At 63.4% G+C, this 22,933-nt stretch carries 24 protein-coding genes and 2 pseudogenes; 14 read left to right on the top strand and 12 right to left on the bottom strand.

Annotated elements, in window-relative coordinates; genetic code table 11:
* Window positions 1-450 carry an acyl-CoA thioesterase gene (locus BFL28_RS07280; protein ID WP_069319930.1) on the top strand — a complete coding sequence of 150 codons (450 nt, stop codon included), beginning with the start codon at window positions 1-3 and terminating at the stop codon, window positions 448-450.
* Window positions 447-1,511, top strand: a complete 1,065-nt coding sequence (locus BFL28_RS07275) for a patatin-like phospholipase family protein (protein ID WP_079247002.1) — start codon at window positions 447-449, stop codon at window positions 1,509-1,511. Before BFL28_RS07280 ends, BFL28_RS07275 begins: the two co-directional genes overlap by 4 nt.
* On the opposite strand, the pseudogene BFL28_RS20090 reads toward BFL28_RS07275, so the two are convergent.
* Window positions 1,473-1,808, bottom strand: a pseudogene (locus BFL28_RS20090) (IS481 family transposase); the annotation flags it as partial. The gene BFL28_RS07275 and the pseudogene BFL28_RS20090 sit on opposite strands and share 39 nt — an antisense overlap.
* Between BFL28_RS20090 and BFL28_RS20085 the strand changes: the two are divergent.
* On the top strand, window positions 1,754-2,296 hold the full coding sequence (locus tag BFL28_RS20085; RefSeq protein WP_173655698.1) for a LysR substrate-binding domain-containing protein: 543 nt from the start codon (window positions 1,754-1,756) through the stop codon (window positions 2,294-2,296). The pseudogene BFL28_RS20090 and the gene BFL28_RS20085 sit on opposite strands and share 55 nt — an antisense overlap.
* Before the next feature lie 146 nt (window positions 2,297-2,442).
* Here BFL28_RS20085 and BFL28_RS07265 read toward each other — a convergent pair whose 3' ends face one another.
* Complete coding sequence (locus tag BFL28_RS07265) at window positions 2,443-3,159, bottom strand: recombinase family protein (protein ID WP_241527253.1); 717 nt, start codon at window positions 3,157-3,159, stop codon at window positions 2,443-2,445.
* 230 nt (window positions 3,160-3,389) lie between these two features.
* Here BFL28_RS07265 and BFL28_RS07260 point away from each other — a divergent pair, with 230 nt between their 5' ends.
* The 7 genes from BFL28_RS07260 to BFL28_RS07230 all read left to right on the top strand — a co-directional run bounded on the left by BFL28_RS07260 (window position 3,390) and on the right by BFL28_RS07230 (window position 10,193).
* On the top strand, window positions 3,390-3,638 hold the full coding sequence (locus BFL28_RS07260) for an AbrB/MazE/SpoVT family DNA-binding domain-containing protein (RefSeq protein WP_046408754.1): 249 nt from the start codon (window positions 3,390-3,392) through the stop codon (window positions 3,636-3,638).
* Window positions 3,631-4,026, top strand: a complete 396-nt coding sequence (locus tag BFL28_RS07255) for a type II toxin-antitoxin system VapC family toxin (RefSeq protein ID WP_046408755.1) — start codon at window positions 3,631-3,633, stop codon at window positions 4,024-4,026. Before BFL28_RS07260 ends, BFL28_RS07255 begins: the two co-directional genes overlap by 8 nt.
* A gap of 51 nt (window positions 4,027-4,077) precedes the next feature.
* Window positions 4,078-5,472 (top strand): toll/interleukin-1 receptor domain-containing protein, encoded by a 1,395-nt coding sequence (locus BFL28_RS07250; RefSeq protein WP_046408756.1) that lies wholly within the window; start codon window positions 4,078-4,080, stop codon window positions 5,470-5,472.
* Entirely contained in the window at window positions 5,469-7,004 is a 1,536-nt protein-coding gene (locus tag BFL28_RS07245; protein ID WP_046408758.1) for an argonaute/piwi family protein, read from the top strand. Before BFL28_RS07250 ends, BFL28_RS07245 begins: the two co-directional genes overlap by 4 nt.
* 158 nt (window positions 7,005-7,162) lie before the next feature.
* The gene (locus BFL28_RS07240) at window positions 7,163-8,428 is read left to right on the top strand and encodes a hypothetical protein (RefSeq protein WP_069319927.1); all 1,266 of its coding nucleotides are present in this window, start codon (window positions 7,163-7,165) and stop codon (window positions 8,426-8,428) included.
* A 32-nt stretch (window positions 8,429-8,460) separates the two neighbouring features.
* A complete protein-coding gene (locus tag BFL28_RS07235) occupies window positions 8,461-9,519 on the top strand; it encodes a site-specific integrase (RefSeq protein ID WP_241527252.1) in 1,059 nt (352 codons plus the stop codon).
* A 188-nt stretch (window positions 9,520-9,707) separates the two neighbouring features.
* On the top strand, window positions 9,708-10,193 hold the full coding sequence (locus BFL28_RS07230; RefSeq protein WP_046408760.1) for a hypothetical protein: 486 nt from the start codon (window positions 9,708-9,710) through the stop codon (window positions 10,191-10,193).
* Here the strand turns inward: BFL28_RS07230 and BFL28_RS07225 are convergent.
* Both BFL28_RS07225 and BFL28_RS07220 read right to left on the bottom strand, forming a co-directional pair.
* Entirely contained in the window at window positions 10,168-10,665 is a 498-nt protein-coding gene (locus BFL28_RS07225; protein WP_046408761.1) for a DUF4411 family protein, read from the bottom strand. The genes BFL28_RS07230 and BFL28_RS07225 overlap by 26 nt on opposite strands.
* 10 nt (window positions 10,666-10,675) lie before the next feature.
* Entirely contained in the window at window positions 10,676-11,827 is a 1,152-nt protein-coding gene (locus tag BFL28_RS07220; protein WP_046408762.1) for an ImmA/IrrE family metallo-endopeptidase, read from the bottom strand.
* Between the two features lie 119 nt (window positions 11,828-11,946).
* On the opposite strand from BFL28_RS07220, the gene BFL28_RS07215 reads away from it, so the two are divergent.
* Entirely contained in the window at window positions 11,947-12,807 is an 861-nt protein-coding gene (locus tag BFL28_RS07215) for a hypothetical protein (protein WP_052742498.1), read from the top strand.
* 32 nt (window positions 12,808-12,839) lie between these two features.
* Here BFL28_RS07215 and BFL28_RS21690 read toward each other — a convergent pair whose 3' ends face one another.
* The 8 genes and pseudogenes from BFL28_RS21690 to BFL28_RS07180 form a co-directional block, all read right to left on the bottom strand.
* The gene (locus tag BFL28_RS21690) at window positions 12,840-12,965 is read right to left on the bottom strand and encodes a hypothetical protein (protein ID WP_277620995.1); all 126 of its coding nucleotides are present in this window, start codon (window positions 12,963-12,965) and stop codon (window positions 12,840-12,842) included.
* A gap of 96 nt (window positions 12,966-13,061) precedes the next feature.
* On the bottom strand, window positions 13,062-15,965 hold the full coding sequence (locus BFL28_RS07210) for an error-prone DNA polymerase (protein WP_241527251.1): 2,904 nt from the start codon (window positions 15,963-15,965) through the stop codon (window positions 13,062-13,064).
* Window positions 15,925-16,077, bottom strand: a pseudogene (locus tag BFL28_RS07205) (single-stranded DNA-binding protein); the annotation flags it as partial. The gene BFL28_RS07210 and the pseudogene BFL28_RS07205, both read right to left, overlap by 41 nt.
* A gap of 320 nt (window positions 16,078-16,397) precedes the next feature.
* Window positions 16,398-16,835: a hypothetical protein gene (locus BFL28_RS07200; protein WP_037448189.1), complete on the bottom strand. Its 438-nt coding sequence runs from the start codon at window positions 16,833-16,835 to the stop codon at window positions 16,398-16,400.
* A 3-nt stretch (window positions 16,836-16,838) separates the two neighbouring features.
* On the bottom strand, window positions 16,839-17,099 hold the full coding sequence (locus BFL28_RS07195; RefSeq protein ID WP_037448192.1) for a type II toxin-antitoxin system Phd/YefM family antitoxin: 261 nt from the start codon (window positions 17,097-17,099) through the stop codon (window positions 16,839-16,841).
* Between the two features lie 59 nt (window positions 17,100-17,158).
* Window positions 17,159-17,662 carry an N-acetyltransferase gene (locus BFL28_RS07190; protein ID WP_037448195.1) on the bottom strand — a complete coding sequence of 168 codons (504 nt, stop codon included), beginning with the start codon at window positions 17,660-17,662 and terminating at the stop codon, window positions 17,159-17,161.
* A 63-nt stretch (window positions 17,663-17,725) separates the two neighbouring features.
* Window positions 17,726-18,070: a hypothetical protein gene (locus BFL28_RS07185; protein WP_069319924.1), complete on the bottom strand. Its 345-nt coding sequence runs from the start codon at window positions 18,068-18,070 to the stop codon at window positions 17,726-17,728.
* Complete coding sequence (locus tag BFL28_RS07180; protein WP_069319923.1) at window positions 18,067-18,936, bottom strand: hypothetical protein; 870 nt, start codon at window positions 18,934-18,936, stop codon at window positions 18,067-18,069. The genes BFL28_RS07185 and BFL28_RS07180 overlap by 4 nt, the downstream gene beginning before the upstream one ends.
* 75 nt (window positions 18,937-19,011) lie before the next feature.
* On the opposite strand from BFL28_RS07180, the gene BFL28_RS07175 reads away from it, so the two are divergent.
* The 3 genes from BFL28_RS07175 to BFL28_RS07165 are packed head-to-tail and all read left to right on the top strand — an operon-like array spanning window position 19,012 to window position 22,930.
* Window positions 19,012-19,689, top strand: coding sequence for a hypothetical protein (locus BFL28_RS07175; protein ID WP_131818615.1), 678 nt, complete (start codon window positions 19,012-19,014; stop codon window positions 19,687-19,689).
* Window positions 19,686-21,803 carry a Mu transposase C-terminal domain-containing protein gene (locus tag BFL28_RS07170; RefSeq protein ID WP_069319921.1) on the top strand — a complete coding sequence of 706 codons (2,118 nt, stop codon included), beginning with the start codon at window positions 19,686-19,688 and terminating at the stop codon, window positions 21,801-21,803. Before BFL28_RS07175 ends, BFL28_RS07170 begins: the two co-directional genes overlap by 4 nt.
* Window positions 21,800-22,930 (top strand): TniB family NTP-binding protein, encoded by a 1,131-nt coding sequence (locus BFL28_RS07165; protein ID WP_158011633.1) that lies wholly within the window; start codon window positions 21,800-21,802, stop codon window positions 22,928-22,930. Before BFL28_RS07170 ends, BFL28_RS07165 begins: the two co-directional genes overlap by 4 nt.
* The last annotated feature ends 3 nt before the right edge of the window (window positions 22,931-22,933 follow it).

Raw genomic sequence — 22,933 nt, 5'->3', positions numbered from 1 at the left:
ATGCCTGACCATGGTCCGGGCCGCTACGTTGAATATCGGCATCCGATCAGGGTCGGTCCGGGAGCGATCGACGATCTCGATCATGTGAACAACGCCATCTATCTCATGTGGATGCAAGAAGCGGTCAACGCCTATTGGCGCAAGACCGCGCCGCCAGAACAGGTAGAGACGCTCGCCTGGATCGCGCACCGTCATGACGTGGTCTATCACAGGCCCGCCGTGCTGCACGATCTGATCGTCGCCGTAGTGCGCGTCATTGGTCATCAAGGATGTCGTGCCCACTTTGAAACTCGCTTCGAGCGAAACGGCGAAGACGTTGCCATAGTTGAGTCTACGCTGGTGTGCATCGATCGCGGGTCCAGGCAACTTGTGCGTATTCGTCCCGATCTTGCTCAGCATTTCTATCTTCGTGACACTGAAGCAACTACGGCTAGTGGAGCCATGCGATGACCAGACAGATCCTCCGCGCCGTTACGATAGCCGCAATGGCGTTTGTCAGTGGATGTACCACGGTGGAGCGCGTGCCGTTCACCGGGGCGCAAAGTGCCGCGGCCGCTATTGCCGGTGCGCCGGAGGTCCGTTTCTGGGCGGATCTGCCGGATGCCGCGCAGCGGATGCGACCCGATGTGCCGGCCGGGCAGCCGGTAACGATGCTGGCCCTTTCGGGTGGTGCTGACGAGGGTGCCTATGGCGCCGGTGTGCTCAACGGCTGGACGCAGAGCGGCACGCGTCCGGAGTTCAGCGTTGTCACCGGGGTCAGCACCGGGGCATTGATCGCTCCCTTTGCCTTTCTGGGCAAGGAAGGCGATGCATCGATCGCCCGGTTTTACACCAGCGTATCCGCAAGGGACATCTTCCATCCCCGCTTCCCACTTGCGATACCGGGATCGACCAGTGTCGCCTCCACCGCACCGCTTGCGAAACTGATCGCACGTGAGGTGACACCGGAACTTGTCGCGCGCATCGCGGAGGAGCAGGCCAAGGGGCGCCGCCTGTTCGTCGCCACCGCCAATCTCGACGCGCAACGCAGCGTGATCTGGGATATGGGGGCAATCGCCGCCAGCATGTTGCCGGACAAGGTCGAGCTGTTCCGGCGGGTATTGCTGGCATCGTCGTCCATTCCTGTGGTGTTTCCCCCGGTGGTGATCGACGCGTCCAGCAACGGGGCGCCCGTACGCGAGCTTCATGCCGATGGCGGGACGACCGCTGGCATCCTCGCAATCCCGCCGCAGCTCGCGGTCAGCGACGCGCCGATCGGGGACGCCGCCCGGCTGCACGTCTACCTGTTGATGAACAGCAGGCTTGGCGGCGATTTTCAGATGGTGACGCCGCGGCTCGTCCCAATCCTGAAGCGCGCCTTCGCGCTCAACCAGCAGGCAGCGCTGCTGACACTGGCGGAAACCAGCTACGTCTACGCGCATCGCCACGGCATCGACTGGAACTTGACGTTCATCGGGAACGACGTCGCACTCAGCGACCGCCTGTTCGAGAAGGCAACGGTGCAGCGCTGACCGGGTCAGGTGCGGTAGCGACGGCTGCAATGCGTAGAGGCAGTCGTCGAGCGGCAGCAGTGTGCGGCGACGGAACGCCACCACCATTGCCTCCTCCGCCTCGGTCAGGGTCGTTGAATGAGGGGCCTTCGGCCCGGTCTTCAGATCCTCGACCGTCGCCCTCTTACGCCACTTCGCCACCGTCTTGGGGTTGATCCCCAGCTCACGGCTCAGCGTCGCGAGCGAAGCTTGCGATCGCTGTATTGCTGCTCGGACAGCGTGCGTGGTCGTGGCGCTCCCGTGACGTACCTGTCCCATACGGCTTCCTTCCATTCCAACGAAAGGATCGCACCATCAAACCGTGGGATCAAACACCTAACGACCGGCTCGTCTGCATGGTGCGGCGCGGTCATCCAGTGGGCGGGGGAGCCCTCACTGAGGCGCAGTTCAGCACACTCCGCTACGTCCATGCCGGCACCAGCGCACCCGGCCACCACATGATCGATCAATGGCTCTCTGATGCGGGGATTCGGCGTCAGGTCGCCCTAAGGTTGGGGCACTTCACTGTTGCCCCCGAAGTGGTGCGCAACACCGACCTGGCGGTGATCTTCCCGGAGTTCCTGAGCCGCCGCTTCAACAAGGCAGGCGAATTTCAGCTCATGTCGCTGCCGTTCGACCCACCGCCGATCGAAGTGAAGGTTCATACTCACCCCCGCTTCAACAATGACCTGGGCGTGAAATGGCTACGCAGCCTGATCGTAGCTGTTTTCGCCCCTGAAGGAACGTCGGCTGCTTCGGGGTTGTAGTCGACCCGAAGCTGTATTCATGAGCGTCATGGCTCTGCCTAGCCAAACGAGCAGCCGTGCACCGCCGTATCGCGCTTGAAAGCGGCCGGTCCGCTTACCGCCAGCTTGAATGCAGCCGGTCCGCTCACCGACCTTTGCGCAGCGCCTTACTCAAGCGTCCCAGGGCGCGAAAATCCGAACGACACGCCTGCGTCGTCGTTCACGCCGCGCTCTGACACGGCTGCAGCTTTCGCTCGGTGTAAGGCCGTCACCCGTTTTACTTGAGCAATGCTGCATCCGGCCAGTGCTGCCGTGCGAGCGATGCTCATGCCTGCCTCGCGCAAACCAATGATGCGCCTGTGATGCGCCAGATCAGGCTTACGACCGGTATAGCGCCCTGCTCGCTTGGCGATCTCGATGCCCTCACGCTGCCGCTCGCGCCGGGTTACAAAATCGTCGCGTGCGGTCTGCAGCGCCACGCGCAACAGCATGTCCTGCACCGCTTCGAGTACGATACGAGCTACCCCGACGCTGTCGGCAACAAGATCGGACAGGTCAACGATTCCGGGTACAGAGAGGCGAGCCCCCTTCCCCCGGATCGTCGCCACCAGCAACTCCGCCTCGGCGAGAGGCAGACGGCTGATCCGGTCGATCTTTTCTGCCACCACCACCTCGCCCGGCTGGAGGTCGGCAACCATGCGAAGCAGCTCGGGCCGGTCGGGCCGCGCGCCCGATGCCTTTTCCCGGTACACTGCCGCGACATAGTAGCCTGCCGCCCGCGCGGCGGCGACGATTGCCTCCTGCCGGGTTAGGTCCTGCTCGTCCGTACTGACCCGCAGGTACACGCGTGCAGCGCGGATCGGTCGTGTGCTGTCGTTTGTCATGGCTACTCTGGATATACCCTTGTGAGCCACCGCTGCGGCATCCGGCTCGGAATAGCAAGCGCCGATCCTGTCGAGCCTAGCTCAGCTAGTCAGGCCTAAGTAGCTACCGCGCGCAGATATGAACGGCCACCAATCACTAAACCCGTTGAAGGGTCCTGCTTTGCGCTATCCGTCAGCGCCGACATCCGGTAAGGTCTGGTGATTGGGTCAGCCAAGCGAGGTCAGTGCAGATGGAAGCACAGAGGGTCAAGATCGTGGATGGTGGCAAGCTCGTGATCCCGGCGGCAATGCGCCGTGAGCTCGGGATCACCACAGGTGACACCGTTCTCGTCGATGTGGACGATGGCGAGTTGCGGGTACGGTCCGTACCGAGAGCGTTAGAGCGGGCTCGCGCGATCCTTCGCAAGTATGTGCCCGAAGGCGTCGGCCTGGCTGACGAGCTGATTGCCGAACGCCGGCGTGAGGCGGAGCGTGAGTAGCAAGGTCGTACTCGACGCCTCCGCCCTGCTCTGCCTTCTGAACGACGAGCCCGGGGCTGATCGGGTAGTCGACGTGCTGACCCGCAGTGTCATCGGAACGGCAAACCTGGCCGAGGTCGTGTCCAAGCTGCGGGAGCGTGGCCTGTCGCTGGACGAGGTGCGTGAGGCGCTCGGCGGGTTGCACCTCGATGTTCGGCCGCTCTCCCCTGCCCAGGCGCTCATCATAGGCGACCTCCGGCCGTCGACGAAGGCACTTGGTCTTTCGCTTGGCGACCGGGCATGCCTTGCTTTGGCGATCGATCTGCAAGCGCAGATGTTCACGACGGACGGCCCGCTGGCGAGCGCGGATGTCGGCATTACCATCACCAACGTGCGCCCTCTGGCGTAGTAGGCCCATATTCGTGCTTTTGGGTACGGTACGCTGCAGGCGGGGACACGCATGACAACCGTTCCGACACTGGTGCGCGACACCATTCTGATCACGCACGCCAACCCCGAGGATAACCGGTTCGCGCGGTGGCTCGCAGGTCGCTTGACCACTGCCGGGTACAAGGTCTGGGTCGACGTTGGCGCGCTTCGGGGTGGCGACGATTTCTGGGACAAGATCGAGCACGTGCTGCGGCACGAGGCGATCAAGCAGATCGTCGTCGTGTCCGAGCACATCGGCAAGCAAGGCGTAAAGAAGGAACTCGCCCTCGGCGACGTCATGCGTCGCAAGCTCGGCGATGCGGAGTTTATGATTCCGATCCGAATCGCCGACGTGGATTTCGGCGATTTCCCGACGGAGATCCTCCGCCAGAACGCACACAATGCGTTCCCTAACTGGGCTGCCTGCCTTCAGCCCCTGTTCGAGACGCTCGACTCCTCACGTGTGCCAAAGGTCGAGCATCCGGACGCCGAGCAGCTTGCGATGATCGTCGCTGCCCAAGAGGACGGTCGAAAGCTGGTCACTTCAAGTCCCGAGACGCTCTACAGCAACTGGTTCGAACTCCGGGCGAGGCCTGACGTCTGGATCCTGGAGGCGAAGGGAACGACTGCGCAGCTGGAAGCCTGGAGCCAGTTCACACGTGTTCCCCATGTACTACACGATGGAGGGGTGATCGCCTTCTGCGGACCCGATGCTATCGAGCGTCTCGACAACGGCGCTCCGCCTTTGAAGGCGCGCGCCAGCTTGCCATTCAACGGCGTGATCGACGGTACCTATAGCCGCCACTTCGTTGAGCGTTCCAATGCACGGCGGATCGCCGTCAATTTGATGCGTCAGCACTGGGACTTGGCCATGCATCGTCTCGGGCTACTTCCTGTCGATTTCGCCTCGGGCGCCCGCGGCCGCTTCTTCCCCGACGGACTCATCGACGGAAGAGTGAAGCTGACGCTGAGCGATGGACATCGGGTCGACCGGGTCCTGAGCGGCAAGTTCAAGGATCGGCGCTGGCATCTGTGCCTTGTCGCTCAACCCAAGCTCTGGCCGGATGCTCTCTTCCGGGTCCATGCCAATGTCGCGGTGACGACCGATGGCCGAACCCCGCTCCCGGGTGAACAGCTGCAGCGTATCCGGTTGCGCCTCACGCGGTCTTGGTTCAACGACAAATGGCGCGACATGCTGCTCGCCGCGATGGGGTGGCTTGCCGAAGGTGATCCGACCCTAGACATTGCCGCGTCCGGTGAGCGCCTTGCGGTTGCCAGCCTACCGATGAGCTTCGACTTCCCAGTCAGCTTCGCCGCGGAAGAGGACCGCCGAGTCGAGGAGGACGAATCCGGCCAGATAACCCTGTCAGAGGACTTCGAAACGGCTTTCGACCGGGATGAGATGCCGGAGGAGGCCGACGCATGAGCATTCTCACGCATCGCATCGCCGAACCTTTGCTTGAGTTCGGTCACGGGCAGCAGATGGAAGCGCCAAAAGATGGGCTCTTCCTCTTCGGGCCGCTCGAAGGCCCCGATGGCCGCTCCCAGGTGCGCTTGGGCGTCATCGGGACGGAGAGCGGCGTCGGCCTATCCCGCCGCTGGTTAGAGCGGATCAGCCTACATATCCCCGGCAAGGTCGATGCGAAGGGCAAGCCCGTTCTATGGGCACCCGCATGGCCAGGCTTCGAGGCCTGCTTCGGCATCGCGCTGCCAACCCGCGGCATGGTCGAGCTAGCGCTCAAGAGCGGCGACATCGATCATTGCATCAAGAAGAACAATCGCGCCGACGCGGTCCGATCCACGGTGCTGCTGTTCGCCGACGCGATCCGCGCGCACATCCGCGCCGAGGAGCGCCGTCCCGACGTCTGGCTCGTTGTCGTTCCGGACGTCGTCTATCGCTACGGACGTCCCCAGGTAGCACCACCGCCCAGAGACGAGCGCACTCCCTCTGACATCACGAGCTTCAAGGACGCCAAACGCTTCTTCCAGATGGGCGGCGACCTGTTCCCAGACACGGTGCGGGATGCCGAAACCTACCTGTTCTCGAGCAATTTCCACCACCAGTTGAAAGCCGAGTTGCTGCAGGACGGCGTCGTCCTCCAGCTGATCCTCGAAAGCACGCTGGTCGACCGCAACCTCAACATCACCAACGACCGCCGGCGCGGCCTCCAGGACGAGGCCACGGTTGCCTGGAACTTCTGCACCACGCTCTACTTCAAGATGGACGCCAAGCCGTGGGCGCTGGCCCATGTCCGCCCTGGCGTTTGCTACGTCGGACTGGTGTTTAAGAACGACGACACGCCTGCGGCAACGGGCGAAGCCTGTTGCGCCGCGCAGATGTTCCTCAACTCAGGCGACGGTCTCGTATTTCGCGGCGCCCTTGGGCCTTGGTACTCCGACGAGCGCAAGGAATATCACCTGTCGAGGAGCGCGGCGGCGAATTTGATGACCTCGGTGGTCGAGGGCTATAAGCTCAAGCACGGCAAGCCACCGAACCAGCTGTTCATCCATGGCCGTCACCGCTTTTCCCACGATGAGTGGGACGGCTTTTGCAGCGCAGTGCCCACTGAAACACAGCTGGTAGGAGTCAGGATCAAGCAGCTCGATGATGTTCGGCTGTTCCGCCCCTCTGCGTCGACACCGGTCCTGCGCGGCACAGCCCTTACCGTGGGTGACTGGTCAGGTTACCTTTGGGCGCGGGGGTTCGTGCCGCGGCTGGCAGGGTATCAAGGGTTCGAGACACCCAAGCCGCTCACCGTCGACGTGACGCATGGCGAAGGGGACATTGTAGAGGTGCTCGGCGACATCCTTGCGCTCACCAAGGTAAACTATAACGCCTGCGATTTTGCGAGCGCCCTGCCCGTGACGCTCAAGTTCGCCGACCGGGTGGGTGAGATCCTGATGGCGTCGCCTCATACCGTTACCGCACCGCCGCTGCCGTTCCGGCACTACATCTGATCCCATGAGCGCCGACTGATGCCGATGGCAGGTCGAGCGTAAGGCGAAGACTCTGACGTCCACCAATTTAGGTGCAATCCGCTATTTCGGAAGCGTGCCGCCGGGCAGATGCCGTCCACCATTTCAGGAAAACCTACAGCTTCGATACGATCCTGACCATGATCATCGACATCCCAACCGCCGGCGAATTTCATGCCGCCGGCCTCAAGCAGGTTCACCTGGCGTGGCAGATCGCGATGGACTCGGTGCATGATCACGATGGTGCAACGTACTACAAGCTGGCCGACGAAACGCCCGAGGAAGCGGTTGAGGAATTTTGGCAGCGCTCGCAGCCCGCGCTCGCCAACGCGTACAGCCTCATCCAGCAAGGCATGGAGCTGGCGCTCAAGGGTCGGATCGCGGCGGTATCGCCCTATCTCCTGATTGGTGGGCCGAAGGATTGGCCGAAGGGCACCGCCACTGGGCCGGTCTCGTTCGGTGAATTTCGCACGCTCGACGCCACGGACCTCATACCCGTCCATAACAGTGTGGTTGCCTCTCCCTTGGACGAGCCGTTCAAGACGTTCTGGGAACAAGTCAGGCGCGATCGCAACAAGATCATGCATTCATCGGCGCCGGGCACGTTCACGCCCGAGCAGGTGGTGAAGACGCTGCTGACAGCGATCGAAGCGCTCTTTTCGGAGGTCCCGTGGGCGCAACGGTTGATCGAATTGGAGGACGAGAGCAAATTCGCCTCGCTCGGCTTCGTCGACAATGCCCGAAACCACGTCCTGCGACAGATCGCCACCGCCATCCGTCATCTGAAGCCCGCTGAGGCCAAGCGCTTCTTCGGCTATGATGACGATCGGCGGGGCTATGTGTGCCCGCACTGCTATTTCGCGTCGAACCGCGATTGGCAGGACGACTGGCCCCGCCTTGCTCAGTTGACGACCAAATCGCCTGGGGCGACCGAGCTCTACTGCCTAGTGTGCGAAGAGACGACTGTTACCGAGCGCGCGCCGTGCGGTCAGACCGAATGCAAGGGCGATGTCATCGCCGAAGGGATCTGCCTGACGTGCACACATAGCCAGGACGAGTGTTTCGACGTCGCATCCGGCTTGGTGGATTCGACGCTCTCCAAGGCCGATCACTGCTACGACTTCGTGTTTGGCTACGGCACCGCTGGCGCTGGGGGCTACTTCGCAGGCGACCAGCAGACCCTTGCCAATGACGCAGACGCTAAAGAGCATGGCAGATTTGCCATGCGCGAGAAGCATCTTCAGCGGTGGAACACGGTCTCGATCATGCATGTGCAGCGGCGTAACTTCCCCGATCTCACCGATGCAGATCGGGTGCTAGGTCATTGGAGCCGAAATGGCGACAATCTCGATTGGATCGACGGTGTCCGTGCCGATCGCCCAGATATGGGAGGCCTATCGGAATGAGCCAAAACGACGGCGAAAGCCTCAAAGCGATCATGGCGGGCACCGTCGCGGTGCTCAATCAGGTAACTTCCCTGGAGCCGTTTCTTCCTGACCTTTCGCCTGACGATCGCGAGCGGGTTGACGCTTATGTCGCGCGGGCCTCGGCCGAGGCGACGTTGCGCGCATACAAATCCGACTGGCGGCTTTTCTGTGCCTGGTGCGGGGAGAATGGATATCGGCCGCTTCCGGCGGCACCCGCAACCGTTGCAGCCTTTTTGACCCTGCTTGCCGAACGCGGGTTCGTGCCGGCCGAGCCGCGGCGAACGAAGCGCGGCACTGTCCTCGAGCGCAGAGATCCCGTGCCGTTGGGCCGTGCCACTGTCGGCCGTCGCTTGGCCGCAATCGTCTTCGCCCATCGCGCAGCGGACATGGAGCCCCCCACTACTCAGCCTGACGCCGCCCGTCTCGAGAAAGCCGTGCGCGGCATTCGTAAAGACAAAAAGGGAGAGCTCCCCGGAAAGAAGCGCGCGGCTGATGGGGACGTCCTTCGTGACATGCTCCGCAGTATCACAGGCGAGGATCTCCGCGCCTATCGTGACAGGGCGCTGCTCGCCATCGGAATGGCCGGTGCAATGCGTCGCTCCGAATTGGTCGCGGTGACGGTCGGGCGGGTATCCGAAGATGGTCGAGGCCTGCTGATCCGCATTCCCTCCTCGAAAACCGATCAGGAAGGTCAAGGGCACACGGTCGCGATCCCAGACGGCCAGCGTCTCGAGCCGGTGCAGCATTATCGGGCATGGCTCGCTAAAGCTGGAATCGATAGCGGGCCAATCTTTCGCAAGCTGACACCGCAGGGTCGACTGACCGGGAAGGCAATGAGCGCGCAGGGCGTAGCACTGGTCGTCAAGGCGGCGGCTGTGGCTGCCGGCTATCCGCCGGAGCTCTTCTCAGGTCATAGCCTCCGAGCCGGGTTTCTGACCGAAGCAGGACGCCAGAACGCAAACCTCTTCAAGATGAAAGAGCATAGCCGGCACGCTTCGCTCGAGATGGTCGCGGAGTATGTCCGCGATCATGAGCGGTTCCGAGAGCATGCAGGTGAGGGCTTCCTTTGAAGTCACGCGGAGCCGCAATCTCCGCTGCCGCGCGTGCGATTAGCTTCCGGGCGCGGGCTGCAGGTGTAGCTGTGCGCGGTTGGGGTAGCGAAAAAATGGTCCTGGTGCGTCGGCCAGTCCGCCGGCGCATCGCGCGAGCCAGGCGATACGCGCGCCGCACCTTCCTGCTTGGGTGGGGCGCAGCCGGATTGGCCATTATCGTTCAGCTCCTGACGCCCATGGCTCTGCTGTATCTGTGGTTGCGCTCGCCGACGGCATCGAGCCATCTACCAAGTGCCGTCCTGCCATATGCGACCGTCCTGGTATTTATGGCCGGATATGTGTGCATCATGGTGCTGGGGACCGCGGCAAGCATTATCCTGAAGGCCGCGATCAAGGGCTACAGCTCCGGCACACGCAGCCTCGTTATCTTCCTGATGAGTATCGGACTTTATCTCTTCGTCGCATTCATGGGTGCCGTGGTGGGGCGTGAGGCGCCGAAACTTCCGGGGCAGGTCCCTGTGCTGCTGACGTTCTACATTGCGCTCTACGTGATGTTTTCAGGTTGGACCACCAAGCACATCTGGGACCGGATTACCGACGACGGCCGGGACAGGCTGCACCTCTTCTTGGCTGGTCGCGCGATGCGACGCCGAGCGCAATCGCGCCTTACGGCTGTTGCCAGGCGGTCGTGAAGTCGAGAGCCTCGATCATGTCGAAAAGAGAGCAGCACGGGACCCCGAAGTCACGACAGACATCAGGCACCTTCCGGTTGGCACCCTGCTTGCCGGGTTTCGATACCTCGAAGCTTACGACCGTGCGTTCGCCCGGCTCGACGCGTCCGTAGGCCACCAGAAAGGGATCGCGCCCGACTAGCTCGACGCCGTTCTCGTCGAGGGGACCATAGCCTTGCAGGGTTGTATCGGCGACCAGCGCGGGGTCGAGATCCTCGGCCAGGATCAGCGCCGCGCGGCATTCTTCGGTGCAGAGCCAGTCCACGATGTCGCCCCGACCGGAGGTGACCTCCTCGAATTGCTCCAATGGAATTTTGACGTTGCCGAGGGTGCCTTGGTGTCGCAACCACTCCCAAAACACGGGAAAACGCCGGAGCGGATAGGCTCTGCGATCTCCTGTTATGAGCGTGTCGGCATCGAGCAGGTAGAGCAAGCGACCCCCGCTATGCCATCTGTTCGGTCATGCGACCGATCGCCGTGGGTTTTACGCCGAGCACCTTGCCCGCCTTGGTCGTCGTCAAGGCGCCACCCGCGACCATCCGATCGACAAGCGCGAGGAGACCCTGTCCAACCCGGTGGCGCCTTACGACATAATAGTCAGGCGCGCCTTTCGCTGGCTTTCGCGGAAACTCGAGACGGTCCTCATCGAACCGGGCGGCGAGCTGCCGGTACATGGCCGCATCGATGAGGCGCTCCCGTAAGAGGTTGTAGGCGACCATCTTGCGGCTGACTTTGCGAGCGTTTGCAAAGACGCCGATTTGGTCGATCAATCCGTCTAGGTCGGCGACACCGGCGAGCTCCTGCAGCTCCTCGCGGCCAAGAAGGAATTTCGCCGCCGCGTCATCGCACAGCCGCTCGATCACCTGTTCGCTGTCATATCCGCTGATACCGCTCTGCCCCAAAAGGATGTGGCCGAGCTCATGAAGAAGCGTGAACGGCCAAGCTGCCTTGGAGTCCGTTTCATTGACGACGATGAACGGCGCGACCTCGTCCGCGAGAGCCATTCCCCGGAAAACACCTGGGCTGAGATTGCTCGTCCAGTGGCCGAGATTGCCGATGAGCAGCACATAGACGCCCGCAGCCTCAACCGCATCGCGCAAGATCCGGAAGGCTTGCTCGATCGTCCGGGCCTGGCGGTAACCCCCTCGATCAAGGTTCAGCAGTTCACCCATCGCCTGAGCAAGGGCATCCGCACCCGCCCGTGGGTCAATGGACCCGACGAACGTCCGGATTTCAGCCTCTTCGGCGTCTTCTAATGCACCACGAACAAGGGACTGGCGGGTGCGAACGTCACGGACCAGCGCACCGACGGTCGCCTCCGCTCCGGCCTCCCGATCCGGAAGCGTCCGAAAGTCATGGGTTCGGGGGGGCGCTGCCGGTGGTTCGGGTAGGTAGAACGTGAGCAATGGACGACGATAGCGATCCGCCATTTTGAGCAATTGGGGGCGGCTGGGCTCGCGATCGCCCGCCTCCATCTCCGCCAGGCGTGCAGCGGCGCTTTCACCGCCAAGACCGATCCCTTTGGCGGCATCCTCAAGCGTCAGGCCCGCGCTCTCGCGCGCCCATGACAGGATCTGAGGATTGACCTTCGGCATGCTTGGTGGGGCTACTCCGCTGATGATGTTCCCTTGCTATATGCCTATGGTGCAGGCCTCTGTCATCGCCGAAGCGCGGCGCGGAAGCTAAACCGTTGAAACATAGGGAGTGATGTCGAATGGGGCAGGCGAAGCAGCGAGCAGCCGCGCGTGCAGGAGTTCACGCGGAAATTGATGCTCGGCTGCGGGGGCTCGGCATCGACACCACCCAGTTTGGCTTTTTCGATCAGCCGGCCTTTGCGGCGGAGGAAGGTCGCGACGGCACCTTCCTCGATCAATACGCCTTGTGGGTGCAATCCCGCCCGCGCACCGCCGAATATGATGAGCGCGTCCGTGCGATCGTCCCCCGGCTCGCCGAATTCCTGGCGGATCTGTTCGAACGTGAGGATATGCAGCGTAGCTGTGTTCATGTCTCGTCGATGATGCAGCGTATCCTCGATCGGCTCGGTGTCTGGAGTTTCGGGCTGAAAGGCTCGATGATTGCCGAAGTAGCCAGCGAAGATCTTTGGCGCGGACAGTCGATGTGTGACCTCTCCGATTTCCCTGGTGCCGAACTGGGCCACGCATGGGTCGTTGCGCCGCCTTTCGTGATCGTCGACGGAACGATCCGGCTGCAAAATCCTGTCGGCGACCCAATGAACAGCTACACCCCAGCCATTGTTGCGGTAGAGCATACGACGATGGTGAAGCCGACCGTCGACGACGTCGTTTCCGCTCAGCTTCGCGCCCGGATCGCTCGTGATGAAGGACGAGAAGACAGCCAACTCCATCACCGCCTGGTCCCAAACCTGAAGGATTTCAGTCGCAATTTCCCAAGCAGTGAGATCCGCTATGGCGAACTGGTACTCCGCTACGTCCCCGCTGGCGTGCGGATCAGCGATGTCGGGCTGGAGCAGATAAACGGCGCGGGCGAGAAACTTCGGGGTGATGAGGTTTGGAACGACCATGTCGCACCCGCCTTCGCCGACTTCATCGTTTGATCCGGTTGGCTCGCACGGGTCGCGCTAGCTTTTTAGGCGGTGCCGGCGGGAGCGAGCGTCTCGGCGCTGATCATCCGGACCGCAAGCTCGCCATGTCCAGCAAGCTGCTCGAGCAGCAAAACGCTGTGAGCCTCGGCGTCGTCTGCGGTGGTGAACATCTCCGTCGTGTAACGCCCACGCGCCATGCTGCAGCCTGGTATATGGACGGAAAGGGCGATGACGACGCGCTGGTGGCGCGGAAGGGCACTCATAGCTCAGCGGAAATCGTGTGACTTGAACCGCACGACCTCCTTTGGATCCATGCCGTCAGCGTGAGGCGGCCAATAGCAGTTGCGTGGCTCGGGCTTCCAACCCTTGTCTCCGCGGTCGGGGGCGCCGGCATGGCGAGCTCCATCGCCTCGACCGGTCCGGTGCGGGAATGACAGCTCGCCCACTCGGTGAAGCAGATCCCCGTGATCGATGATCCGATCGCAGATGACGTGGATTACCTCGCCTTCTTTCTGGACCCTGCCCTTCATGCCGATCATCGATGCCGACATGACGGTTCGGCGCTGCGCCTCGAACCGGTCCGGCCAGAGTATGCCATTCGCGATGCCTGTCTCATCTTCAATCGTGATGAAGAGGACGCCCTTTGCCGAACCAGGTTTTTGTCGAACAAGGATGATGCCGGCGACCTCGACATGGCGACCGTCTCGGATGCTCGCGAGATCCGCGCAACGGGTCACGCCTCGCCGCGCCAGTTCGTCGCGGACGAATGTGAGAGGATGGGCGCGCAGTGACAATTGGAGCGAGCGGTAATCTTCGATCACCTCGCGACCATCCGTTAGCGGCCGCAGGGTGACGGCCGGCTCGAGGCCCTCGGCGCTCACGGTCTGCGCTTCGCGGTCAGCGGCCGCAAATAGCGGCAAAGGTGCCTCGCCGAGGCCCTTCACCTTCCAGAGCCCTTGGCGACGATCGGCGCCGAACGCGTGGTAGGCGTCGGCGTCTGCCAGCTTCTCGATAGCCGCCCGCTGGACCCGTGATCGGCGCCACACGTCCTCGACAGAATCGAACAGAGCGGTCGAGCGCGCGCCGACTATTGCCGCACCGTCTGCGTTCGAAAGACCGCGGACCTGGCGCAGTCCAAGCCGCACCGCGAGATAGCGGCCGTTCGTGGGCTCCAGCGTACAGTCCCACCGGCTCGCGTTGATGCAGGGCGGACGGACCTCCACACCGTGATCGCGTGCGTCGCGAACGATCTGCGCGGGCGCATAGAAGCCCATCGGCTGGGCGTTCATCAGGCTGGCGCAAAAGACGTCAGGGTGATGATGCTTCATCCAGGCCGAGGCATAGGCGATCTTCGCGAAGGAGGCGGCGTGGCTCTCCGGAAAGCCGTAGGAGCCGAAGCCTTCGAGCTGGCGGAAGGTGCGCTCGGCAAATTCGCGCGGATAATCGCGCGCCACCATCCCCTCGATCAGCTTCTCCGAGAAATGCGAGACCCCGCCGGTAAATTTGAAGGTCGCCATAGCCCGCCGCAAAGCGTCCGCCTCGGCGGCCGTGAAGCCTGCGCCGACGATAGCGACCTTCATCGCCTGTTCCTGAAAGAGCGGAACCCCCAGCGTTTTTTCCAGCACCGCACGCAGCTCGGGCCGGGGATATTCCGGCTTCTCCAAACCCTCGCGCCGCCGAAGGTAGGGATGCACCATGTCCCCCTGAATCGGCCCTGGCCGGACGATCGCGACCTGTATGACGAGATCGTAGAAGCGCTGCGGCTTCATCCGCGGCAGCATTGACATCTGCGCGCGGCTTTCGATCTGAAAGGTCCCAAGCGTATCGGCCTTCTGGATCATAGCGAACACCGCAGGGTCATCATCCTGCAGGTCCGCAAGGCCGATCTGGCAACCTTTCGCTTCCTCGAGAAGGTTGAAGGCGCGGTTCATGCAGCCAAGCATCCCCAAGCCGAGGACGTCGACCTTCATGAATTTCAGGGCGTCGATGTCATCCTTGTCCCATTCAATAATCTGCCGGTCGTCCATCGCGGCCGGTTCGATAGGTACCAGGTCGTCGAGACGGTCATGCGTGAGGACGAAGCCGCCGGGATGCTGGGACATATGGCGCGGCGTACCAATCAGCTTGCGCGCGAGATCGAGCGTCAGGCGCAGCCGGCGATCTCCGAGATCCAAATTGAGTTCTTCGACCTGCTTCTCGCCCACGCCTTCGGCCGACCAACCCCAGACCAAGCCTGCAAGCGAGGCGGTCAGATCTTCGGGCAGGCCCATCGCCTTGCCGACATCGCGCACCGCGCCGCGCGCGCGATAGCGGGTAACGACGGCTGTCAGAGCGGAGCGGTCACGGCCGTAGGTCTCGTAGATCCACTGAATAATTTCTTCACGGCGCTCATGTTCGAAATCGACGTCAATGTCCGGCGGTTCGCGGCGCTCGCCCGATACGAAGCGCTCGAAGAGTAACTCGTGCTTAATCGGGTCGATCGACGTGATGCCCAGCACGAAGCACACGCAGCTGTTCGCCGCAGACCCGCGTCCCTGGCAGAGGATGCCGCGACGTCGCGCTTCACGCACGATCGCATGGACGGTCAGGAAGTAGGGGGCGTAACCTAGTTCACGGATCAGCCGCAGTTCGTGGTCGATCTGGCTGCGGTAAGGTTGCGGCACATCACCATCGAACAGCCGGTCGACCGCATCGTTCGCCATCTGCTCAAGGGCTTCTTGCGCCGTGAGACCCTCGACCACCCGCTCGTGCGGGTATTGATAAGCGAGTTCGTCCAGACTGAAGGTGCAAGCGCGCGCGATGTCGACGCTGGCCTGCAGCGCATCGGGGTAGGCGCGAAAGCGCCGGGCCATTTCGTCGGGTGATTTGAGCGCTCGGTCGGCATTCACCTCCCGCCGGTAGCCGAGCTCGTCGACGGTGCACTTCTCGCGAACCGCAGTCACGACATCCTGCAGGAGGCGAGCCTCAGGCGCGTGATAGAGGACGTCGCCGGTCACGACGGCACGGACGCCGGCACCGCCCGCCTGACGGGCAAGCGCGTCAATCCGCACCGCGTCGTCGGGACGGCGACGCTGAAACAGCGCCATGTAGGCCCTGCGACCATAAATGGCCTTCAGGTCGGCAAGGCTGCTCAGATTCCTTGGCGGTGTAGCCGGTGGCCTCGTCGACATAGGTCTTGCCGTCCCTGAGCTTCACGCGATCGGTCGCGACGATGAGGGTGGTGACGGTGCCGCGCGTCTCGGGGTCCTTGGCGACCCGGCCGGTGATGTTGACGTTGTTCATGGGACTGCTCCTTCCGATGCTGCGGCGGCCTTTCCGCCGGTGACACCGAAGAGCGGCGTGCGGGCGCGGCCGACACCGGAGCGCGAAGCGCGGAGGGAAACCCCGGGAGCGAGCTGGCGCGGGCAGCCGCGTAGCGGCAACACGGGCGAGCGGATGGGGTTGTGGGACGCGGCCGTCTCGCCGCAGGTGTCAGGAACCGGCGACGGAAAGGCGCTGGCACCAAAGGATGACGGGGACCCACCACGTCGATGCGGGGCCGATCGGCGATTGACCGGCAAATGCAGCGTCATCTCATTGGACGCGTCTGGCGGCGCAATGGGTCAGGAGGTCCGCTTAACCTGGGCGATCTTGCCAGCGTCGTAGGCGGCAAGCCAACGCGTGCGAATGGTCTCGTAGAGGCTGGCCGGGAGCACGCCGTATGCGACGTCGCCGGCCGGATCGCCGGGCGCTGGACGCAGGTCGGGGCCGGGCCATTGGAAGTGGTTGAGTTCGGTGAGGATCACCCATGATCGCTCGTCGTCGAGGCCAAGGCGCGCCTTCGTCGCCGCCGGGATCTCCACCGCGAGTTTAGGGTCAGCCGGGGGCGTGTGCGTCACCGGAAGGACGGTGACCATTCTTGCGCCGGCCTTGGTGGTTGCGGTCAGGAGGATGGCGCAGGGGCGGTCCTTGCTGCCCTCTTCGTGGCCGGCCTTGGCTTCGTGGCTCCAGAGATAGGCGTAGCGGATGACGAGGCCTGGAACCGGTTCAGGTATTTTCACGCGTCAGGACTCGACCTCGTTATCGAACGCGGCTGCCTCGGCAGGCGCTCGCGCGGCGCGCACGCCCTCGGCAATCTCGTCCGGGATGTTGTCGAGCGTGTAGACCTGACGATCACGGCTCTTGAGCCGCTGATATTCGGCATGCGACAGAAGCACGAGGCTTTCATGCCCATGATGGGTGATGGTCAGCGGGCTCTCGAGGGCCTGGCGGCTGAAGCGGCCGAAGGATTTCGAGACCTCGACGGAACTGGCGGTCTGGGGCATGGCGATTCTCCTGCCCGGAATATACGGAGTTTCCGGATAAATTCAAGGACGGCGGCTGACTATCGGGCAGGTCGCGTCCAGAGCGAGAGGTTCCCTCTGGCGCCTTGCCAGTCCTGGCCTTGGCGCGAGAAGCCCGCCCGGCTCAGCTTCCCGTGCATCCTGGGATTGTCGGTCGTGGCGAAGCAGGCTTTGGTGAGCGGATCGGCCACGGCGCGAACGAGGCGCTCCCCGAGGCCCTGCCCTTCCATGTCCTTTGCCACGACGATGTAGCCAAGTTCCGGGGCATCCTCATAGCCATCGATTGCCACGCCGGCCTCGGCGAACTTCTTGCAACGATAGTTTGTGGACGGGTCTTTGAGGACGCCGGCACCGACGATGCGATTGGTCCCGGGCTCGCGAAGCAGTTCCACGCGGTGGCTTCGGCCGAGCCGCGGCAGGATACGTTCGATCGTGTCGGGGATCGCCCCGCCGTCTTTCACAAGCGCTGCAAGCGCTCGTTGATCGTCCCGCCCGAGGTCGGTGAAGCGGCCGGTCCAGGAAACGGGTTGATCATCGGCCGCCATCGGCACTCCTTGCTGACCGCGTGTCCGCGGCTTCCCGGATTCTACCGAAGATCGGTGTCCGGCCTATAGCCGGAAACAGAAAAAAGGGCCCGCTTCGCCGGGGGGAGCGAAGCGAGCCCTGGTGATCCGTGCGCCCGATGAGGCGCACGGCGTGAGGTCAGTCGGCCATCTCGGGCTGCCCCTGAACAGGACCTCGCCGCGGCGGCGTTCATCGCGCTCGTCGGCCGCGAAGGCGCACCGGTCGATCGCCATCAGCAATTCGCCATGGGCGCGCAGCGTCGCGTCGGGGTCTGAGCCTTCGGCGAGCGCCGCTGCGCAAGCGGCGGTGATGACGATCCGCGCCGCCGGATCGAGACCTTGCCGGACGCGATCGTTGAGCGTGGCGATGCGGGAGAGCTGGTCTGTCATTCTGCCTCCATCAGGCCGGCATTGAAGGTCGCGATCCAGGCTTCCATCGTCGGACGCTCTGAGACCGGCACGAGGCTGGCCGCGTCCTGGAAACGGATCAGGTTGGTCGGGGCGTCGCGGCGGATCGCCGCGATCTCGGCCTCGGGAAGGAGCCGCTCCGCCCGGATAAAGTCGGTAATCTTGCCCGGCTTGGTCTTGGTCGAGCGGCGCCACAGGCCTTCGACGGACCGGAGCCGGGGCTCGGCTCGGGCCTCGATCAGGACAATCAGGCGCAGGCACCAGGAGGGAAGCGCGCGAACCTCGTCAGGCCGGATCGCTCCGCAAAAGAAGCAGCTTGATTTGGGAGGCACCGGCAGGCCGGCCGAGACGATGCGCGCCACGCAGCGATCGCGGGTCCAGCCCCATTCGCGCAGCGGATAGCGGCACTCGAACGGGGGGTCGTCGATGGCGGAGGCGTGCGCGTAGCGACGACTGTCGGCGGGCGACGCATCGTAGCCGATCAGGCGAACGACCTTCTGACCGCGAGACCAGGCGGTCTGCGCCGGCGCCCAGTCGCGAAGGTAGGCATCCTGCGGCGCGACCTTCCATTTGAGCGAGCAGCTATGTCGGCCCAGGCTGATGCTGGGAAGCGTTGCGTTGGTGAGCACATTGGCCAGGATCGAGTAGTAAGGCGGCCAGTGTTTGAAGCGTCGGGGAACGTACCGGACAATCTCATAGGGGATGCCGCGCGCCGCCATCCACGCCGCCATCATCTCCTGATAGGCATAGGTCTCGGGCTTCTCGGCCCCGGGATCGGCGGACAGGACGAGATCAGGAGCCTCGCCGCGGGCCTCCAGCTCCACGAGCAGCGTCTGGGCGGAACCGATTAGCGCCCTTTGCGGAAGTAGTTATACTCAACCGGCAATTCGAGTCGCTCCCGCAGGAGAGTAGTGGATGCCGGCGTGACCGACAAATCGGCCCGTTTACGCTCTGATGCGGCGGTGCGGTTCGCCCGAAATCCGGCAGAACGGCCGGGGCGAAGATCGTGCACGGGGTGGTATCAGTCGATCAAGACTGGCCACGGATTGCCCTATGAGAGCCTGCTCGAGCGCGACGCGCTGCTGCTTCTCGATGTCGATCCTGATGTGGCGCATTTCACGGTGCAACCGGAAACCTTTGTCTGGACGGAAGCGGGTCGGCAGCGGCGCTACACGCCGGATATTCGGCTGGAAACAGAGGACGGAAAGGTCGTCTACCGCCAGGTGAAACTGGCGACCCGACTGGCGTCGGACCCGACACTGGGCGGACGGCTTTCGGCGATCGAAACCGAGTGCGCTGCGCGCGGCGGACGACACGAATTGTGGCTCGACACCGATATCCGGCGACAGCCACGCCTGTCGAATGCACGTCGCCTGCGTGCGGCGGTAGCGGTGCTGGCGCACGAAAACCTCCATGTGATCCGCACCATCATCACCCACCTCCCCTTTCCATCGAGCCTGGGCGTGGCCGCCGAGGCGCTCGGCGGCCGGGCCCATGTCAACATCGTGCTCGGCCTGGTGGCGATCGGAGAACTGGCCGCGGATCTTGAGCGGTCGCTGGACGACGACGCCGTACTCATGCCGGGAAGGAAGGTAAGATGACCGCGACGCCGATGCGCTTCCAGCAAGGGGACACGCTCTCGATCCGGGATGAACAGGGTCAGATGGCGCTCTGGTCGGTGGTCGAGCGAAAACGTCGCGGTTATCTGCTTCGCCCGCAATCCGGTGGCGATGCGCGAACGTGGAGCGATGATGAGATCGACACCGTCTATGGTGCGCGGCGCCTGACGCATCATCCTTGCAACGCGGAGGGTTTGCCCAAGGCAGTAGCCGAGGCGCTGGAAAAGACCTGGGAGTTCTGGCCGGAGGACGTCCGTCGCGAGGCGGAGCGCCGGGAAACCTATGTGCGCATGGTTGATGCTATCCGGGGTGAGCATCCGACGCTGATGGGCGCCTATGCCGCCGCTGCAGAGACTGTGTTCGAAGCACATCATGGCCAATGGGAGCAGGAGGACGCAGCGTTCGCGGCCCGGATATCCTCCGAGCAGCGCCGGAAGGGAAGCGGGGACACTCGACGCCCCAAGGCGCTGAGCCGACCCAATCCCTACACGGTGCGGGCCTGGTATGGCGTGTGGAGCCGGCACGGCCGCGATATCCGGCTGCTGATTCCGCACTATCACCGGCGCGGCGCGCGCCAGTCCCGCTATGCGCGCGAGGACGGCGATCGCCCCGACACCTACAAGCTGATGCGGCAGGCTGTCGAAGCCTGGTATCTGGGCATGCCCCGGCGCCGGAAGAATTATGCCTATCGTCGCTATGTCGATCTGTGCCGCGAGCAGAATGTGCCGGCGGTCAGCGACCGGACATTCCGGGTGTTCATCCGCGAGAATTACACCGAGCGGCAGGAATATGAGCGCCGCTTCGGCCGTCGTGCCGCCTGGCTCAAGTTCGGCATCTTCGAGCGGCGGACCCCGCCCGAGCGACCGCTTGAAGAGGTCGAGGTCGATCATTGCCTGATCGATCTGGTGGTGGTCCACCCACAGAGCGGCCGCGCCCTGGGCCGGCCTTGGCTTACTGCGCTCATCGATCGCGCCACGCGCATGATCGTGGGCGCCCATCTGAGCTTCGAGGCGCCGTCCTATGCCTCGCTCCAGCGGGCGCTGGGTCACGCCATATGGAAGAAGGATCTCTCGGGGATCGAGGGTATCGATCACGACTGGCCATGCCACGGCGTGCCCGAATGGCTGATCTGCTACGGCAAGGAGTTCCGGTCGCAGTCGCTGCAGACGGCCGCCAGGATGCTAGACATCGGCATCGTCAACCTGCCGGTGAAGATGCCGTGGCTCAAGGGCGCGATCGAGCGCGTGTTCCAGACCATCGGGGTGCAGGTGTTCAGTCATGAGGAAGGCACGACCCTGTCGCGGACCATGGATCTTTACGATCCGGTGGCCCGGGCGAAGCTGTCGCTCGAGGAGGTGCGCGGCCGCATCCTCAAATGGATCGTCGATGATTATCATCATAGCGTCCACGACACGCTGCGATGCACACCTTATGAGCGCTGGCGAGAGCTCACGACGCTATATCCGGTGCGGCCCGTCCCCGACTTCGACCATATCGTCCGGCTGACCGGGGAGACTTTCTTCCGGCGTATCTCCAACATCGGCATCCAGTATGAGGGGCTGCTCTACGCCGATCGGGAGAAGCTCGAACCGCTGCTGGCGCGCCGCGGCGGATTGGAGAAAGACTGGGAGATACGATACGACCCCTACGATCTGGGCGAAATCTGGCTGCTCGACGATGAGCGGGGCGAGTGGCAGATGATCCCCTGCGTCGACCAGAGCGTATCACGCGGCGTCTCCAAATATCAGCACAAGATCCATCGCGCGATCGCAAAGCGCAGCCTGCCCAGGAATGCGCCCGTGACGGTCGCCGATCTCGAAGCGGCACGCGGTCTTGCCGCGCAGACGGCGGGCGAACTGCAGGACAGGAAGAGCAAGGTCCGCGCCAAGACGCGCGCTGCGCGATACGAGACCGACGGGCGCTACTTTACGCCGATCGAGGGCCAGAATCAGCTTCCCCTTACGACGTCGGAAGCCTGGACAGCGGAAGTACCGCCACCTGCGGAGGAACAGGCGCCAGAACCTTTGCCTCCCATTGCCGATCTCGATGCGGACATCGAGGCGCTGGTCGCACAATGGTCGGAGCCGAAACGATGACTCGTCGCCACGCCATGGCCTCGCCGGCTCGGCCCGCAGTGCCCGATGCCGTGCTGACGTTCGAAACCACCGTGATCCCGCACACGCGGCACACGGAGGCGAAAGCCGCGATCCGCGAGTTGCATGGGCGATATCGCCCACGCGAGGACGCGCGGCGCTTCAAGGCGCGGGCCTTGCTCATCGTCGGCGCTGCCGGGTCTGGCAAGACGACAGCGCTCGAGGACTATATGGCGGATTATCCCGACCGCGCGACCGAGGATGGCGATATCCGCCGCATAGTCTACGTCGAGGCGCCCGAGCGGACGACGCGGAGGGCGCTCGTCGGGGCGATCCTCGGCGCCTACGGCTACCGCGCGCGGGACCATTGGAACACCAGCGAGGTGATCGAGAAGATCGCCTTCTACGCCGAGGAGACCGGCACCGAGATGATCTTCATCGATGAAGGTCATCACATGGTGAACGAAAACAATGCCGAGACGACGGCCGAAGTGACCGAGTTCATCAAGTCGCTGCTCAACCGGGTGAAGGTGCAGATCGTGATCGCGGGACTTCCCCGACTGCTCGACATCGCCGTACCGGGTGAGAGGACGATGCAGTTGCGCCGCCGCCTTCAACCGACAGTCATCCTGAAACCCTATGACTGGGCGACGCGGAGCGGGCGCACGATGTTCTCGGGCGTGCTCGGCGTCATGGAAAAGATGTTGGGGCTGCCGGAAGCGTCGGGGCTCGCCAAACACGAGATGGCCAAGCGTATCTATGTTGCGACGGGTGGCGAGATCGGGATCGTCTCGAAATACCTGAGCCAAGCCCTGAGCACGGCGCTGGCGAATGGCAGACGGTCGATCGACCTCGATCTGCTGGGACAGGTTCATGCGGGATGGTATCCTGTATATCAAGCCGATGTCGGAGACATGCTCGACTTCGATGCATTGCTCGAGGATGAGCCGGTGGAAACAGGCATGGTGCCGCTTCGCCTCGACAATCCCTTCCTGTGTTCCGGCGAACGCCTGCGCGAGATCTGGCTGCGCGATACCGATCCGCCACCGCCCATGAATATGAGCCGGGTCACGAAGTTGCGCGGAAGGGGCGCACAACCCCTTCGGCCGTTTATACGCGAGGGCCTATGACAG

It is taken from the genome of Sphingomonas turrisvirgatae, from assembly GCF_001721295.1.
In the GTDB taxonomy this organism is placed as follows: domain Bacteria; phylum Pseudomonadota; class Alphaproteobacteria; order Sphingomonadales; family Sphingomonadaceae; genus Sphingomonas; species Sphingomonas turrisvirgatae.
This window is presented reverse-complemented; position numbering and strand designations above follow the sequence as displayed.

Bases quoted from the DNA above. Each gene is read 5' to 3' on its own strand.
- BFL28_RS07280 (WP_069319930.1), top strand. From the start codon at position 1: ATGCCTGACCATGGTCCGGGCCGCTACGTTGAATATCGGCATCCGATC.
- BFL28_RS07275 (WP_079247002.1), top strand. From the start codon at position 447: ATGACCAGACAGATCCTCCGCGCCGTTACGATAGCCGCAATGGCGTTT.
- BFL28_RS07265 (WP_241527253.1), bottom strand. From the start codon at position 3,159: ATGACAAACGACAGCACACGACCGATCCGCGCTGCACGCGTGTACCTG.
- BFL28_RS07260 (WP_046408754.1), top strand. From the start codon at position 3,390: ATGGAAGCACAGAGGGTCAAGATCGTGGATGGTGGCAAGCTCGTGATC.
- BFL28_RS07250 (WP_046408756.1), top strand. From the start codon at position 4,078: ATGACAACCGTTCCGACACTGGTGCGCGACACCATTCTGATCACGCAC.
- BFL28_RS07245 (WP_046408758.1), top strand. From the start codon at position 5,469: ATGAGCATTCTCACGCATCGCATCGCCGAACCTTTGCTTGAGTTCGGT.
- BFL28_RS07240 (WP_069319927.1), top strand. From the start codon at position 7,163: ATGATCATCGACATCCCAACCGCCGGCGAATTTCATGCCGCCGGCCTC.
- BFL28_RS07235 (WP_241527252.1), top strand. From the start codon at position 8,461: ATGGCGGGCACCGTCGCGGTGCTCAATCAGGTAACTTCCCTGGAGCCG.
- BFL28_RS07220 (WP_046408762.1), bottom strand. From the start codon at position 11,827: ATGCCGAAGGTCAATCCTCAGATCCTGTCATGGGCGCGCGAGAGCGCG.
- BFL28_RS07215 (WP_052742498.1), top strand. From the start codon at position 11,947: ATGGGGCAGGCGAAGCAGCGAGCAGCCGCGCGTGCAGGAGTTCACGCG.
- BFL28_RS21690 (WP_277620995.1), bottom strand. From the start codon at position 12,965: ATGTTCACCACCGCAGACGACGCCGAGGCTCACAGCGTTTTGCTGCTC.
- BFL28_RS07210 (WP_241527251.1), bottom strand. From the start codon at position 15,965: ATGTCGACGAGGCCACCGGCTACACCGCCAAGGAATCTGAGCAGCCTT.
- BFL28_RS07195 (WP_037448192.1), bottom strand. From the start codon at position 17,099: ATGCCCCAGACCGCCAGTTCCGTCGAGGTCTCGAAATCCTTCGGCCGC.
- BFL28_RS07190 (WP_037448195.1), bottom strand. From the start codon at position 17,662: ATGGCGGCCGATGATCAACCCGTTTCCTGGACCGGCCGCTTCACCGAC.
- BFL28_RS07185 (WP_069319924.1), bottom strand. From the start codon at position 18,070: ATGACAGACCAGCTCTCCCGCATCGCCACGCTCAACGATCGCGTCCGG.
- BFL28_RS07170 (WP_069319921.1), top strand. From the start codon at position 19,686: ATGACCGCGACGCCGATGCGCTTCCAGCAAGGGGACACGCTCTCGATC.
- BFL28_RS07165 (WP_158011633.1), top strand. From the start codon at position 21,800: ATGACTCGTCGCCACGCCATGGCCTCGCCGGCTCGGCCCGCAGTGCCC.